Genomic DNA, 14,891 nt, shown 5'->3' on the forward strand with positions numbered 1-14,891 from the left:
CACGGCGTCGTCCCCCTTCCCGTCCTGCTCGCCCGGCTCCGCCCGGTCATGGCGGATCCACTGCCGTCGAGTCTAGGCGCGCCCACCGACAATGGCGCTGACCTGCGACGAAGAGCCCGACCCCGAGGTTTCCGGGCTACTTCGCCCAGCGGCCCAGCTCGCTCGCGAAGCCGTACTCGGGCCGGCCCGCGGTGGCGCTCGTCCGCCAGGGCCGGCCGTTGTCGTCGAGGCGGAGCGTGCCGGAGCCGGCGGGGCCGCTCCAGCGGAGTTCGAGGTACCAGTCGCAGTCGCAGCCCGTGGCGGCGGCCACCACCCGCAGCACGGCCGGTTGCGCCGCCGACACCTGCATCGGGAACACCGGTGCCGGGATCCGGTCCCCGCCGTCGTTGCCCGTGACGGGCCGCGCCTGCGGCCGCGGCGCGTCCAGGTTGACGGCGAACCCGGCCGGGGTCAGGGCGCCGCCGCAGCCCTGGGACATCTGGTAGACGTTCCACGCGGGCGGGGAGCGCCGCGCGGTGACCCGGACCTGGAGGTCCTGCAGGACCACGGCCCCCTCCCCCGTCCCGTGCAGGGTGACCACCACGGTCTGGCTCCCGGCGTGCACCGCCCGTTGCGCCTGCGCCCAGGCGGGCGCGTCGGGCTCCAGCGGGGGCGGCGGCACCTCGGTCGGCCCCCGCTCCGAGAGGTAGGCGTGCTCGCAGCCCGCCGCCCACACGTGGGACCGAACGGCCGCCCTGAGCGGCGCCACGGCCGGTACGGGTGCGGTGGGCGACGGCGGCGCGGGCGCAGCGGCGCCGGTCGACGCCGAACCGGACCCGGATGCCGACGCGGACGCGGATGCCGAACCGGGGGTCGACGGCGAGCCGACCGGCGGGACCGACACCGACGCGGAGGGACCGGCCGACACCCCGCCCACCCCCGTCCCCGAAGGCACCGGCGCCCCGGCGACCGCGCCCCCCACCGGCACCCGAGCCGAGGGCCGCCGCTCCGGCCCGGCGACCACCAACACCCCCGCCACGACCCCCACCGCCGCCACCCCGGCGACCACCACCACACCCCGCCGCCGACACCACCCACGCCACCCCACGCCTCCGGGCACGACAGCGACAGCGGCACCGGCGCCGGCACCGGCCACCGAAACGGAGGCCACCGAGGACACGGATCCGGGCAGGGGCACGGACGCGGGTCCGGACCCAGGCGCGGACCCGGACCCCGAAACGGGCACGGGCACGGGGGCCGGCGCGCTCGCGCGCAGGGTGCCCCCGGGCTCGGTCGCAGGCTCGGACCGGGAGCCGGATTCGGAGCCGGGCCCAGGTGCGGGCGTCGGTGCGGACCCGGCCTCGGCCCCGGGCCCAGGTGCGGGAACGGACCCGGCTCCGGACCCAGGCTCGGACCCGGATGAGGGAAGGGACGGAGGAACGACGTCCCGGGCTGCCCCTGAAGCCGCCCCTCGGGCTGCCCCCACAGCTGTCCCCCGGTCGGGAACGGCAACCCCCGTAGCCGTCGGCGCGGCTGCTCGGTTCGGTGCCGGGGTGGATGCCACCTGGGGCCCTCGTGCGTCCTCCCCCATCTGTGCGGTGAGCGGCGCCGCCCGGGGCGGTGTTTCGGGAAGCGGGGCCGGGACCGCCTCGGGCAGCACCTCCGATACCCGGTCGGACGCCACTGCCTCCGCCGCCACCGCCCGGCCCCGACCGGCCGTTGCGGGTGCCGCCGGGGACGAGCCGAGCGGTGCTCCGGGCGCCGCCTCCCGAACCGGCCCGGGTACCAACCCGGACGCCGCCACCGCCCCCGCCGCCCCGGGCGCCCCCGGAGCCTGCGGCTCCACCGGACCCGCCGCACTCGCCGCACCCGGCGCACGGCGGCGGGCGTCCGCCAGGAGCCATGCGCGGTGGAGGGACAGGGCCTCCGGGCCCGTCGCCCCGCAGGCCCGCGCGAAGCGGTCCACCGCCGCGAACTCGGCCGGTACCGCCTCACCGTTGCAGTAGCGGTGCAGGGTCGACGTACTCGTGTGCAGCCGTCGGGCCAGCAGCCCGTAGCTCAGTCCCGCGCGTTCCTTCAGCTCCCGCATCAGCCGCGCGAACGCCTCCGTCTCGGTCGGCCCCTGCGCCGGTCGTCCCGCCTCGCCCACAGCACTTCCCCCCGCCCCGTCCCGTGACTCCGTTCCACCCAGAGGGTGTTCCCCCAGGTGACGGCGTGTACGGCCGTTCCAGTGTCCCGGATCCGGCGCGTTCCCTGGCCTGCCGCCCCCGGCGGGGGAAGGCTGTTGACGCAGTCCACCTTCAACCGCACCTCGTACGGGGAGAACATCGTGTTCCGACGCTCCGCCCTGGCCACCGCCGTCCTCGCGGCCGCCGCCGCCCTGCTCCTGACCACCTCGACGACCGCGACCGCCGCCGCGACCGCGCCCGGCTTCCTCAACGGCACCGACCTGCCGCCGCACCCCTCCTCCCCCTGGTTCGCGGGGAAGGTCACCAAGGGGCTGCCGGAGACCGTGCCGTTCTGCCTGGACGGCGTCCTGCCGGCGGCCGGCAGCTGGCACCGCACCTTCGGCACCGACCTCGACACCGGCGCCGCGCAGATCTCCGTACGGACCGCCTCGAACGCCGCCGCCGCCAAGCTCGTGACCACACTGGAGCGCAAGGTCGCGGCCTGCGCCGCGGACTGGCTGCGCGCGACCCCGGGTGGGACGGCCTCCTGGCAGGACTACGGGAAGATCGCTGTCGAGGAGGGCGCGCACGTCTACGGGGTCCACGCCTCCATCCCGGAGTCCGAGCCGGGCGTGCACCTCTTCGGCATCGGACGCGACGGTGCCACGGTGACCGTCGTGAACTGGGGGCAGATGGGACGCCTGACGGACGCCCCCGTCCCCGCCTTCAAGAAGACGACCACCACGGCCGTCAACAAGCTCAACCCGTAGCCCCGGCTCGCCCCGCCCGCCCCGCCCCCGCGCCCGCCCCGCCCCCGCGCCCGCGCCCGCGCCCCGAGTGGGACCATGGAACCAAGGGTCCGCCCGACCGGCACTTCCTGGACCGGGCGGGGCGGGCGATCCGGACAACGATCCGGGCCGAGTCGAGCGACGCGGGACGAGGCGGTGCGCATGCGTTCCGGAAACGAGCCGGTGACCGCCCGTAGCCCACTGCGGCTGCGGTTCTGGCTGAGCCTGTGGGGGCTGCTCTGGGCCGCGGCGGGGACGATCGCGTTCTCGCTGGGCGGCCGGCCCGGTTGGGCGGCCGCCTGCGGCGTCGTCGCCCTGCTGGCGGCGGTGGACCTGGTGGTCGTGACCCGGCACATCCGCCAGGGCCCGCACTACCAGCCGGGCCGTGACGTCCCCCCGTACGAGCCTCCGCACGCCCGGTAGCCCAGAGCGCCCCGACCCGGCCGGGGCCCGGCGCCCCCGCCGGCTCGGCGCACCCCGGGTCCCGGCCCGTCCCCGGGTCCCGGTCCGTCCGGCGTCCCGCCGCGAACCGTCCCCGGCCCCCGCCGACGCGGCGGCGAAGCGCCGAGGAACCCGATTCCCTCCGCCACCGCGCGGGCCGGGCGGGCCCCGTTCCTGCGACGGAACGCCGAGCTTCCCCCTCCCCCGCCTACGGGTTGTCGTCGAACCGGGCCGCCGCCAGGTACTCGGGCTGAGGGTCCAGAGCGGCCGCCAGCCGGAAGTGGCGGCGGGCCTGCTCGCGGTGCCCGGAGCGTTCATGGGTACGGGCGAGGGCGTAATGGGCGAAGGCGTTGTCCGGCTCCCGCTCCAGCACCAGCTCGAACTCCAGCTCGGCGGGACGCAGCTGCGCCGCCGCGAAGAAGGCGCGGGCGCGCAGCAGCCGGGCGGCGGTGTTCTCGGGGTGGGCGGCTATGACGGAGTCGAGGAGCTTGACCGCGCCGCGCGGGTCACGGGCGGCCAGCAGCTGCTCGGCGGCCCGGAAGTCGATGACGTGCGTCTCGGGACTCGCGGACCCGGACGACCTCGAACCGGACCGCCCGGACCTCCCGGAGTGCCCGGACGGCTCGGAGGGCTGTTGCGGGGGCGGGGGCGTGGTATCGGACACGGTGTCTTTCCTTCCCTCTACGGACGTGTTCAACGCGCCCCGCCGAGCGCGCCGTTCCGCGCCGGCGCGGGGCGCCCCGCTCTCCCGGTGCGCCTCAGGCCCCGACGGCCTTCTGCCGGAGCCGGTCCCACACGGCCCGTACCTGGGGCTCCAGCGCCTCCAGCGGCCCGTCGTTGTCGATGACCAGGGTCGCCACCGCCAGCCGCTGCTCCCGGGTGGCCTGGGCCGCCATCCGGGCCCGGGCGTCGTCCTCGGTCATTCCGCGCCGGGCCGTCAGCCGGGCCAGCTGGGTTTCCGGGGAGGCGTCCACGACCACGACCAGGTCGTACAGGGACGCGAGGCCGTTCTCCGTGAGCAGCGGTACGTCGTGGACGACGATCGCGTCGGGCCCGGCCGCGCCCTCCAGTTCGGCGGAACGGGCCCCGACCAGCGGGTGCACGATCGCGTTCAGGGTGCGGAGCTTGTCCGGGTCGGCGAACACGATCGCTCCGAGCGCGGGCCGGTCGAGTGCGCCGTCCGGGGTGAGGACGGACCTCCCGAAGGCCTCCACCACGGCCGCGAGGCCCGGCGTACCGGGCTCCACGACCTCCCGCGCGATCCGGTCGGCGTCCACGACGACCGCCCCGTACCCCGCCAGCAACCGCGAGACCTCGCTCTTGCCGGCACCGATTCCGCCTGTCAGGCCCACTTTCAGCATGGTCGGCAGCCTAGGCCCCGCCGGGAGCCGGCGGCCAGGGCCCCCGGCCCCGCCGCCGCCCGACCCCGGGCCGTCCCCGGCCCGTACGCGACGCGGCTACAGCTCTCCCTCGCGTTCCGCCAGGAACCGTTCGAAGTCGCGACCGATCTCGTCGGCCGAGGGGATCTCGGCCGGCTCGGCGATCATGTTGCCGCGGGTCTCGGCTCCGGCGGCCGCGTCGTACTGGTGCTCCAGACCCTGGACCAGGGTGACGAGTTCCTCGTCGCCCTCGCGGATCTGCCGATCGATCTCGGTCTGCGTACGGTGCGCCTCGGTCCGCAGCGCGTGCGCGACGGCGGGCAGCACGAGCCCGGTCGCCGCGGTGATCGCCTCCAACGCGGTCAGCGCCGCGTCGGGGTACGGGGAGCGGGCGACGTAGTGCGGGACGTGCGCGGCGACGCCGAGGACGTCGTGCCCGGACTCGCCGAGGCGGAACTCGACGAGCGATTCGGCGCTGCCGGGTACCTGCGCCTCGTCGAAGGGGCTGCGGTGGCCGGGCATCAGGTCCGTCCGGTTGCCGTGCGGGGTGATGCCGACGGGCCGGGTGTGCGGCACGCCCATCGGGATCCCGTGGAAGTTGACGGAGAGCCGGACCCCGAGCCGCTCGATGATCTGGCGGACGGCGACGGCGAAACGCTCCCACTCCACGTCCGGCTCCGGGCCGGAGAACAGCAGGAAGGGCGCGCCCGTGGCGTCCTGTACGAGGCGGACCTCCAGGCGGGGTTCCTCGAACTCCGTCCAGTGATCGCGCTGGAACGTCAGCAGCGGCCGGCGGGCCCGGTAGTCCACGAGGCGGTCCGCGTCGAAGCGGGCCACGACCTGGTGCGGCAGGGTTTCCAGGAGCCGTTCGACGATCTGCTCACCGGCCTCGCCGGCGTCGATGTACCCCTCGAAGTGGTAGAGCATGACCAGTCCGGCCGAGTCCTGGGCCAGCGCCAGGTCGGCCACCGCCAGGCCCTTGGCGTCCCATTCGTACAAACCCTGTGGATCAAGCACTGTCACCATTCCTCCCTCGGCGCGTTCTCTGCCCCCAACGTCCAAGGGGGCGTCCGCATTCCCCAGTTGACGTCTTTCACGGGATCGCGACGCGGGGCGGCGGGCCGGGAACGCGGAAAGGCCCGCCCCCCGAAGGGGACGGGCCTCGCCGTTGGGCTCAGCTCAGCTCACACCTGAGTGTGATGCGCGCTGCGATCAGCTCTGGCCGCCGGCCAGCTTCTCGCGGAGCGCGGCCAGGGCCTCGTCGGACGCCAGGGCGCCCGAGGTCTCGTCCGACTCCGAGGAGTACGAACCACCGGAGAGGCTGGCGCCGCCACCGGTGTTGCCACCGGCGGCCGGGGCGGCAGGGCCCTCGGCGGCAGCGGCCTCGTCGGCCTCGCGGCTCTTGATGACCTGCGCCTGGTGCTGCTCGAAGCGAACCTGCGCCTCGGCGTACTGGCGCTCCCACGTCTCGCGCTGGGTGTCGAAGCCCTCGAGCCAGTCGTTGGTCTCGGGGTCGAAGCCCTCGGGGTAGATGTAGTTGCCCTGGTCGTCGTAGGACGCGGCCATGCCGTACAGGGTCGGGTCGAACTCGACCGACGCCGGGTCGGCACCGAAGGACTCGTTGGCCTGCTTCAGCGACAGCGAGATCCGGCGACGCTCAAGGTCGATGTCGATGACCTTGACGAAGATCTCGTCGTTGACCTGGACGACCTGCTCCGGGATCTCCACGTGGCGCTCGGCCAGCTCGGAGATGTGGACCAGACCCTCGATGCCCTCGTCCACGCGGACGAACGCGCCGAACGGAACCAGCTTGGTGACCTTACCCGGGACGACCTGACCGATCTGGTGCGTCCGGGCGAACTGCTGCCACGGGTCTTCCTGCGTCGCCTTCAGCGACAGGGAGACGCGCTCGCGGTCCATGTCGACGTCGAGGACCTCGACGGTGACTTCCTGGCCGACCTCGACAACCTCGGACGGGTGGTCGATGTGCTTCCAGGACAGCTCGGAGACGTGCACGAGACCGTCGACGCCGCCCAGGTCCACGAAGGCACCGAAGTTGACGATCGAGGAGACGACGCCGGAGCGGACCTGACCCTTCTGCAGGGTGGTGAGGAACGTCTGGCGAACCTCGGACTGGGTCTGCTCGAGCCAGGCGCGGCGGGACAGGACCACGTTGTTGCGGTTCTTGTCCAGCTCGATGATCTTCGCCTCGAGCTCCTTGCCCACGTAGGGCTGGAGGTCGCGGACGCGACGCATCTCGACGAGAGAGGCCGGCAGGAAGCCGCGGAGGCCGATGTCGAGGATGAGACCACCCTTGACGACCTCGATGACGGTACCGGTGACGATGCCGTCTTCTTCCTTGATCTTCTCGATGGTGCCCCAGGCACGCTCGTACTGAGCGCGCTTCTTCGAGAGGATCAGGCGGCCTTCCTTGTCCTCCTTCTGGAGAACCAGGGCCTCGATCTCGTCGCCGACCTTGACGACCTCGTTCGGGTCGACGTCGTGCTTGATCGACAGCTCGCGGCTCGGGATGACGCCTTCGGTCTTGTAACCGATGTCGAGGAGAACCTCGTCCCGGTCAACCTTGACGATGACGCCCTCAACGATGTCTCCGTCGTTGAAGTACTTGATCGTCGCGTCGATCGCCGCGAGGAACGCGTCCGCGTCGCCGATGTCGTTGACCGCAACCTGCGGAGTGGTGGCGGTGGTCTCGGTGCTGCTCGTCATGTGGGAAAGGGCTCCGGTTACGGACAGAAAGTCGTAGGTACTGCCACGCCGGGAGCCCTTATCGGCATCTGCCGAAGTCGGACAGCCAAGGAGACCCCGTTCCGCAGATGCGGAGGGGCCTCGAGAACCGAGGGGACCTCAACAAATACAAGCGCAGCCTGCTAGGTCTGAGGAGCACAGGCTCGCAGCGCAACTTGTAGCATACGGGGGCAGCTGGACAGGGTCAATGCGCGAAGGCGCACACCCCGGGCAGATCACCGCACAACCGGCACAATTCGTGGGCGCAGCAGCCCCGATGGGCAATCCACATGGATTTCCCGAGCCATCCGCAGACTACGACGACGGGCCCCATGAACCAAGAGTCCTACGACAAGCCGGCCCCCGAAGACGCCGAGGACGACGCGCCTGCGACCCGGCGTGACGCCGGGGACGCGGAGAGCAGCCGCGCGAACCGTGGCTGGTGGGACCGCAACGCCGACGAGTACCAGAGCGAGCACGGCGCGTTCCTCGGCGACGACCGCTTCGTCTGGGGACCCGAGGGACTGGACGAGGCGGAGGCCGCGCTGCTCGGCCCGGCCGACTCCCTCAAGGACAAGGACGTCCTGGAGATCGGCGCCGGCGCCGCCCAGTGCTCCCGCTGGCTGGCCGCCCGGGGAGCCCGCCCGGTGGCCCTGGACCTCTCGCACCGCCAGCTCCAGCACGCCCTGCGCATCGGCGGCTCCGATCTGCCGGCGGTCCGGCTCGTCGAGGCGGACGCCGGGCGGCTGCCCTTCCGCGACGGCTCGTTCGACCTGGCCTGTTCCGCCTACGGCGCCGTCCCCTTCGTCGCCGACCCGGTGAACGTGATGCGCGAGGTCCGCCGCGTGCTGCGCCCGGGCGGCCGCTGGGTCTTCTCCGTCACCCATCCCGTCCGCTGGGCGTTCCCCGACGAGCCCGGCCCCGAGGGGCTGACCGTCGCGGCGTCCTACTTCGACCGGACCCCGTACGTGGAACAGGACGAGGACGGCAACGCCGTCTACGTCGAGCACCACCGCACGATCGGGGACCGGGTCCGGGACGTGGTGGCCGGCGGGTTCCGACTCGTGGACCTCGTCGAGCCGCAATGGCCGGAATGGAACGCGCAGGAGTGGGGCGGTTGGTCCCCGCTGCGCGGCAACCTGATCCCGGGGACCGCGATCTTCGTGTGCGAGAGGGACTGACCCCTTGATCCGCCAGGCCGACCTCGACGCCCTGCCCGTACGGGAGGCCGTGCCCGCCCTCGTCTCCGCGCTGGACGCCCACGGCGCGGCCGTGCTGTGCGCCCCGCCCGGCACCGGCAAGACCACGCTGGTGCCGTTGGTACTGGCCGGGCTGGTGGGCGGCGGTCCGCGGCGCCGGGTCGTGGTGGCCGAGCCCCGCCGGATCGCGGCCCGGGCGGCGGCCCGGCGGATGGCCTGGCTGCTGGGCGAGGAGCCGGGCGGCGCGGTCGGCTTCACCGTGCGCGGTGAGCGGGTCGTGGGCCCCGGGACCGTGGTGGAGGTGGTGACCACGGGCGTGCTGCTCCAGCGCCTCCAGCGGGACCAGGAACTGACCGGCACGGACGTGGTGGTCCTGGACGAGTGCCACGAACGACACCTGGACGCCGACACCGTCGCCGCGTTCCTGCTCGACGTACGTGCGACCCTGCGCCCGGAGCTGCGCCTGGTCGCGGCGTCGGCGACGACGGACGCGGCGGGCTGGGCGCGGCTGCTGGGGGACGCGCCGGTGGTGGAGGCCGCCGGCGTCGCGTACCCGGTGGAGACGGTGTGGGCGCCGCCGGCGCGGCCGGTGCGGCCGCCGCACGGGATGCGGGTGGATCCGGCGCAGCTGACGCACGTGGCGTCGGTGGTGCGGCGGGCGTTGGCGGAACGTTCCGGCGACGTGTTGTGCTTCCTGCCTGGCGTGGGCGAGATCGCCCGGGTCGCGGGGCAGCTGGGCGGGGTGGACGCGGAGGTGCTCCAGGTTCACGGTCGGGCACCGGCGGCCGTGCAGGACGCGGCGCTGACCGCGGCGGACCACCGCCGGGTGATCCTGTCGACGGCGGTCGCGGAGTCGAGCCTGACCGTGCCCGGTGTCCGGGTGGTCGTGGACTCGGGGCTGGCGCGCGAGCCCCGGGTGGACCACGCGCGGGGCCTGGGCGCGCTGACGACCGTACGGGCCTCCCGCGCGTCGGGCCGGCAGCGGGCGGGCCGGGCCGGGCGGGAGGCGCCGGGCACGGTGTACCGGTGCTGGGAGCAGGCCGAGGACCCGCGGCTGCCGGCGTTCCCCTCCCCCGAGATCCGGATCGCGGACCTGGCGCAGTTCGCGCTGCAGGCCGCCTGCTGGGGCGACCCGGACGCGTCCGGGCTGGCGCTGCTGGACCCGCCGCCGGCCGGCGCCATGGCCGCGGCGCGGGAGGTGCTGCTCGCCGTCGGCGCGGTGGACGACGCCGGCCGGCCGGCCGCGCGCGGGCTGCGGATGTCCCGGCTGGGGCTGCACCCGCGGCTGGCGCGCGCCCTGCTGGACGGTGCGGCCGCGCTGGGGGCCCGTCGGGCGGCGGAGCTGGTGGCGCTGCTGAGCGAGGAGCCGCCGCGGGAGTACGGGGACGACCTGGCCGCCGCCTGGCGGACGGCCCGGCGCGGCGGCGACGGGTACGCGGCGCGCTGGCGCGCGGAATGCCGCCGCTTGGAGCGCGCGGTGGGCACCCCGGACGGCGGCCCCGGACGCGGGGCCGGGCGCGCGGCCGCGTCGGGGCCCGGACGCGACCGGGCCGCCGGCGGGGGCGGGGGCGGCACGGGCGCTCTTCCCGATGCCCGCGCCCTCCCCGATGCCCGTGCCCTCCCCGATGCCCGCGCCCTCCCTGATGCCCGTGCCCTCCCCGATGCCCGCGCCCTCCCCGACGACGGGGCCGCCGGGCTGGTGGCCGCCCTGGCCTTCCCCGAACGGGTGGCCCGCGCCAAGGGGGACGGGGCCTTCCTGATGGCTTCCGGAACGGGTGCCGAAGTGGGGGACGGATCGGCGCTGCGCAGCGCGCCCTGGCTGGCGGTGGCGGTCGCCGACCGGGCCGCGCACGCCACGTCGGCCCGGGTGCGGCTCGCCGCCGTCGTCGACGAGGAGACGGCCCGCGTCGCCTGCGGGCACCTGCTGGGCGCCGGTGACGAGGTGCGCTGGGAGGCCGGTGACCTCGTCGCCCGTTCCGTCGAGCGGCTCGGCGCGATCGAGCTCACGGTGCGCCCGCTGCGCGCTCCCGGTCCGGCCCTCGTGCGGGCCGCCCTGCTGGACGGGCTGGCCGCGGAGGGGCTCGGGCTGCTGCGCTGGTCCGAGGACGCGAGGGCGTTGCGGGCCCGGCTGGGTTTCCTGCACCGCACGCTGGGCGGCGGTTGGCCCGACGTGGCCGACGACGCCGCCCTGCTGGCGCGGGCCGACGAGTGGCTGGAGCCGGAGTTGTCCCGGGCGCGCCGGCGGGCCGACCTGGGGCGGATCGACGCCGGGCAGGCCCTGAACCGGCTGTTGCCGTGGGCCGGTGGTGAGGCGGCTCGGCTGGACGAGCTGGCTCCGGAGCGGCTCCAGGTGCCGAGCGGTTCGCGGATCCGGGTCGACTACGGCGGCGAGCAGCCCGTGCTGGCGGTCAAGCTCCAGGAGCTGTTCGGGCTGGCCGAGACGCCCCGGGTGGCGGGGGTTCCCGTCCTCGTCCACCTGCTGTCGCCGGCCGGCCGGCCCGCGGCGGTGACCGCCGACCTCGCCTCCTTCTGGCGGGGCGGCTACCGGGCGGTGCGGGCCGAGCTGCGCGGGCGCTATCCGAAGCACCCGTGGCCGGAGGACCCGGCGACCGCCGAGCCCACCCGCCACACCAACGCCCGGCTCAGGCGCTGACCCCTCGGGCGTCGGCCGCCTCCCGGGGGCGCGGGTCGGGGGCCGTCCGTTCGCGGCGGCTCCGGGCCTCCAGCCAGAGGGAGAGGGCGAGCAGGCCGAGGGCCCCGAGGGCGAGTCCGCCGGGCGCCCAGGTGTGCAGCGCGAGGACCTTCGTACGGTTCGACTTGACGAGGTCGAGGGTGTGCTGGGCGTAGTCCGGGCGCATTTTGACGTGTCCGGCGAAGGCGGTCAGTTTGCCGTCGGGGCCGCTCGCCGCGATGCCGCCGCGCATCTCCTGCTGGATGACCTGTTCGGCGTTGACGGGTGCGCCGGTGACCGGGTCGACCCAGAACATCGCCTTGGCCGTGTACCAGAGGCTGGTGCCGGTGGTCTGCTCGATGGTGGCCGGGTCGATGCCCTCGATGGGCATCTTCTTCGGCATGGGGACCTTGGTCCACGGGACGGTCTGCTCGAAGTAGTAGACCTCCATGCCCCGGTAGGTGCGCGGCCCGACGTAGTGGATGGGCGAGGAGGTGCGGGTCTGCGCGTCGAAGTAGAGGTAGTCGCGGGGCTCGGTGAAGAAGGGCCACTTGAACTCGATGCCCTCGCGCTTGACCGGGTCGCCGTCGACCATCTCGCCGGTGGCGTGGACCGGGTCCTGGGTATGGGCGTCGAAGATGTAGCGCTCGGGGATTTGGGACACCATCTTCCCGTCCGGGCCGATGATGTAGGACAGCGTGTCCCAGACGACGACGTCCTTGCCGGCGTCGGCCTCGATCTCCTCGGAGGCCTCCACGTTGCCCTTGAGGGTCTGCACGATGGTGACCTTGTCGACCTTCTTGGGCTTCATGCCGTCGTTGTAGTCGATCAGGGTCGCGTCCTTCGCCTCCAGGACCATCTCCTGGTACTGGTTCGGCGGGATCTTCGCGAGCCGCGGGTACGCGTACCAACGCAGCAGGGGTGCGAGGGCCGCGCAGAACACGGCGAGGGCAAGCAGGACGAGGCTCGCTCTGCGTCGCATGGCCGGGCCTCCTCTACTTTCCGGGCGCGGGGGGCGCGGTGGTGAGCAGCGGCTTGGGCGAGGTGGTGCCCCCCGGCGCCCCGGCCGCGGTGAGGGCGAGGACGAGGGCGAGCGCGGCTGCCAGCCCGATGGCGGCGGCGACGAGAGCACGCATGCCGGGGCCTCCGAAATCTGATAGGGCGTCAGAGATGGGGCACCGTAGCAACGCGGGGGCGAGATGAGAACCGTCTCGTGCGGGGATCGCGGCGGGCACGGTGAGCGGCCGCGGTCCGCGCCGGAGCGGGAGCCGCGGCCCCCTCCGTCACTCGTCGACGTCCTCGGCGCGGGTCACCGCCGGGCCGAGCCCGGGCGGGATGTGCGCGGTGACGAGCGCCACGGCTTCCTCGGCGGTGTCGGCCCAACCGAACACGGCGCCGCTCCGGGCGAGTCGAACCCGGAACCGCCCGTCGGGCAGCGGGTCCACGGCCGGCACCCGCACGACGTAAGGGAACCGGGTGCAGCTGCTGAGGTTCAGGCTGTGGTCGCTGGTGAAGGGATACAGCTGCCGCAGCCGCGGTTCGGCGTACGCGGCCTCCAGGAGCGGGACGATCGGCGGGTACGGCCGGTCGGGCCGGGACTCCAACTGGTGATCGCGCACCGCCCGCCAGCTCAGCAGCAGCCGTTGCCAACTGACCTCGACGAACTCCGCCGGTCCGCGCTGGCGCGCGGCGGCCGGGTCGGGGAGGACGGGCCGGGGCAGGGGGCGTCTTTCGGCCGCGGGGGCGTCAACGTTGTCGTTCATCGCGCCAGTGTGGCGGCGGTCACCGGCCCTGACCAGGGGTGGTGGGCAGGCGAATATCCGCCACCGGGAACGAACCCCGCGGGGCGGGCGGGGCGCCGGCGCGACGTCGGGGAGGCCCGGCTCGCCTCCCCGGTGCGGCGCCGTCAGGGGCGGGGCGGGGGCCGGCGCCCCGGTGGTCCGCCAACTCCGCTCGTGCACACCGGCGTTCGCGGCGCGGGCGGCGACGCCGGGGCGGCTGCGGCCCCGGTGACGTCGCCCGTACCTCTGCCCTTGCCGGGCCTACGGGGCGCTGCTCGGGCTTGCCGCCGGCGCGGGGGCCGGCTTCCCCGAGGTCGTGGGGCTCGGGGCGGGAGTGCTGGGGCGGGCACTGGGGGTGGAACTCGGGGTGGGCTTGGGGGTGGGGGTGGGCGTTGGGGTCGGAGTCGGGGTGGGCGTCGGCGTCGGGGTGGGCGTCGGCGTGGGGGTAGGTGTCGGCGTCGGGGTGGGTGTCGGCGTCGGCGTAGGCGTCGGCTTGGGAGTGGGCGTAGGCGTCGGGGTCGGCGTAGGCGTAGGCGTAGGCGTCGGCTTGGGAGTGGGCGTAGGCGTCGGGGTCGGCTTCGGCGGCGGGGGTGTCACCGGCCCCGGCGTCGGCTTCGGGCCCGGCTGTCCCGCCGGGGTTCCCGGACCGCTTCCGGCGCCCGCGCCGCCACCCGCACCCGCACCCCCGCCCGTTCCTGTTCCCGTACCGCCGCCCGTGCCTGCGGCGGGGCCCGTGCCGTCCGGGATCTCGTGCGCGCCGGCGAGGTAGTACGCGTACCAGGACCGCACCGTCAGCAGGTACTCGGTGGACCGGTTGTAGGAGAGCACGGCCCGGTCCAGGTCGCCCGGGGTGCGCAGGTCGCGGGTACCGGCGCACAGGTAGCGGCCGGCGGCCAGCGCCGCGTCGTGGATGTTGTTCGGGTTGCGCCGGCCGTCGCCGTCGGCGTCCTGGCCCCAGGACGCCCAGGTGGAGGGGATGAACTGCATGGGGCCGACGGCCCGGTCGTAGCGGGAGTCGCCGTCGTGGGCGCCGCCGTCGGTGTCGGAGATGTTCGCGAAGCCGTTGCCGTCGAGGACGGGGCCCAGGATCGGGCGCAGCGTGGTTCCCGCGGCGTCGACGCGGCCGCCGCCCGCCTGTCCGGACTCGACCTTGCCGATGGCGGCGAGGAGTTGCCAGCGCAGCCCGCACCCGGGGTCGGTTTCGCCGACCTTCTGCTCGGCCCGCCGGTAGGCGGCGAACACGCTCGCCGGTATGCCCTTGGCGCTCTCCGGAGCGACCGCCGGTTCGGTGCGCGGGCCGTCGGCCGCGGCGGGCACCACCGCCGGAACGGGCTCCGGGGTCGGTGCGGCGGCCGGGGTCGCTCCGTCCACGGGGAGGACGACGGCGGGCGGTGCGGGGCTGAGCAGGGGCGGCAGTTCGGTGAACCAGGTGGAGTCCCCGCCGGATCCGGCGGCGGTCGGGGCGGGTCGTGCGCTGTCCTCGCCCGCGGCGGCCATCCGGCCGGCGCTGCCGGCGCCGGGGCCCTGTGAGGCGGTGACCGCGGCCACGACCAGCGCCGAGATCGCCGCGGCGAAACCGCCCCTGCGCAGCTTGCGTCCGATTATTCGAGCCGACATGAGCCGGACCCCTCCCCTAGACGTCCGCGTGACCCTACGACAGCTCCCTTCAGGGGGCACGCACCGCGGCTCGGATTTCACGACATCCCCACGTCCTGCGCAGGTCACGCATACTGTCCCGAC

The 14,891-nt window shown here is 74.7% G+C and carries 13 protein-coding genes and 1 pseudogene; 4 read left to right on the top strand and 10 right to left on the bottom strand.

Annotation, left to right across the window (positions count from 1 at the left end; genetic code table 11):
• Nucleotides 1-136: 136 nt before the first annotated feature.
• Both AB0D46_RS18930 and AB0D46_RS18935 read right to left on the bottom strand, forming a co-directional pair.
• Nucleotides 137-748, bottom strand: coding sequence for a hypothetical protein (locus AB0D46_RS18930; protein WP_362878833.1), 612 nt, complete (start codon nucleotides 746-748; stop codon nucleotides 137-139).
• Between the two features lie 1,164 nt (nucleotides 749-1,912).
• A pseudogene (locus AB0D46_RS18935) lies at nucleotides 1,913-2,128 on the bottom strand (helix-turn-helix transcriptional regulator); the annotation flags it as partial.
• 135 nt (nucleotides 2,129-2,263) lie between these two features.
• Between AB0D46_RS18935 and AB0D46_RS18940 the strand changes: the two are divergent.
• Nucleotides 2,264-2,917 carry a hypothetical protein gene (locus AB0D46_RS18940; RefSeq protein WP_362878737.1) on the top strand — a complete coding sequence of 218 codons (654 nt, stop codon included), beginning with the start codon at nucleotides 2,264-2,266 and terminating at the stop codon, nucleotides 2,915-2,917.
• 180 nt (nucleotides 2,918-3,097) lie between these two features.
• Nucleotides 3,098-3,358: a DUF6343 family protein gene (locus AB0D46_RS18945; protein WP_362878739.1), complete on the top strand. Its 261-nt coding sequence runs from the start codon at nucleotides 3,098-3,100 to the stop codon at nucleotides 3,356-3,358.
• Nucleotides 3,359-3,584: 226 nt separating this feature from the next.
• On the opposite strand, the gene AB0D46_RS18950 is transcribed toward AB0D46_RS18945, so the two are convergent.
• The 4 genes from AB0D46_RS18950 to rpsA form a co-directional block, all read right to left on the bottom strand.
• Complete coding sequence (locus tag AB0D46_RS18950; protein ID WP_362878825.1) at nucleotides 3,585-3,923, bottom strand: tetratricopeptide repeat protein; 339 nt, start codon at nucleotides 3,921-3,923, stop codon at nucleotides 3,585-3,587.
• Nucleotides 3,924-4,134: 211 nt separating this feature from the next.
• Nucleotides 4,135-4,737: a dephospho-CoA kinase gene (gene coaE, locus AB0D46_RS18955; protein WP_362878741.1), complete on the bottom strand. Its 603-nt coding sequence runs from the start codon at nucleotides 4,735-4,737 to the stop codon at nucleotides 4,135-4,137.
• Between the two features lie 96 nt (nucleotides 4,738-4,833).
• Entirely contained in the window at nucleotides 4,834-5,772 is a 939-nt protein-coding gene (locus AB0D46_RS18960) for a PAC2 family protein (RefSeq protein WP_362878743.1), read from the bottom strand.
• 195 nt (nucleotides 5,773-5,967) lie between these two features.
• The gene (gene rpsA, locus AB0D46_RS18965; protein WP_362878745.1) at nucleotides 5,968-7,482 is read right to left on the bottom strand and encodes a 30S ribosomal protein S1; all 1,515 of its coding nucleotides are present in this window, start codon (nucleotides 7,480-7,482) and stop codon (nucleotides 5,968-5,970) included.
• 350 nt (nucleotides 7,483-7,832) lie between these two features.
• Here rpsA and AB0D46_RS18970 point away from each other — a divergent pair, with 350 nt between their 5' ends.
• Nucleotides 7,833-8,681 carry a class I SAM-dependent methyltransferase gene (locus AB0D46_RS18970; RefSeq protein WP_362878747.1) on the top strand — a complete coding sequence of 283 codons (849 nt, stop codon included), beginning with the start codon at nucleotides 7,833-7,835 and terminating at the stop codon, nucleotides 8,679-8,681.
• 4 nt (nucleotides 8,682-8,685) lie between these two features.
• Nucleotides 8,686-11,352, top strand: coding sequence for an ATP-dependent helicase C-terminal domain-containing protein (locus tag AB0D46_RS18975; RefSeq protein ID WP_362878749.1), 2,667 nt, complete (start codon nucleotides 8,686-8,688; stop codon nucleotides 11,350-11,352).
• Here AB0D46_RS18975 and AB0D46_RS18980 read toward each other — a convergent pair.
• From AB0D46_RS18980 to AB0D46_RS18995, 4 genes are all read right to left on the bottom strand, one after another.
• Nucleotides 11,342-12,352 (bottom strand): DUF3068 domain-containing protein, encoded by a 1,011-nt coding sequence (locus tag AB0D46_RS18980; protein ID WP_362878751.1) that lies wholly within the window; start codon nucleotides 12,350-12,352, stop codon nucleotides 11,342-11,344. The genes AB0D46_RS18975 and AB0D46_RS18980 overlap by 11 nt on opposite strands.
• A gap of 13 nt (nucleotides 12,353-12,365) precedes the next feature.
• The gene (locus AB0D46_RS18985) at nucleotides 12,366-12,506 is read right to left on the bottom strand and encodes an SPW_0924 family protein (protein WP_362878752.1); all 141 of its coding nucleotides are present in this window, start codon (nucleotides 12,504-12,506) and stop codon (nucleotides 12,366-12,368) included.
• 147 nt (nucleotides 12,507-12,653) lie between these two features.
• Nucleotides 12,654-13,133: a DUF6193 family natural product biosynthesis protein gene (locus AB0D46_RS18990; protein WP_362878754.1), complete on the bottom strand. Its 480-nt coding sequence runs from the start codon at nucleotides 13,131-13,133 to the stop codon at nucleotides 12,654-12,656.
• Nucleotides 13,134-13,412: 279 nt separating this feature from the next.
• Nucleotides 13,413-14,768 carry a lytic murein transglycosylase gene (locus AB0D46_RS18995; protein WP_362878755.1) on the bottom strand — a complete coding sequence of 452 codons (1,356 nt, stop codon included), beginning with the start codon at nucleotides 14,766-14,768 and terminating at the stop codon, nucleotides 13,413-13,415.
• Nucleotides 14,769-14,891: the final 123 nt, after the last annotated feature.

This window comes from Streptomyces sp. NPDC048383, from assembly GCF_040651775.1.
In the GTDB taxonomy this organism is placed as follows: domain Bacteria; phylum Actinomycetota; class Actinomycetes; order Streptomycetales; family Streptomycetaceae; genus Streptomyces.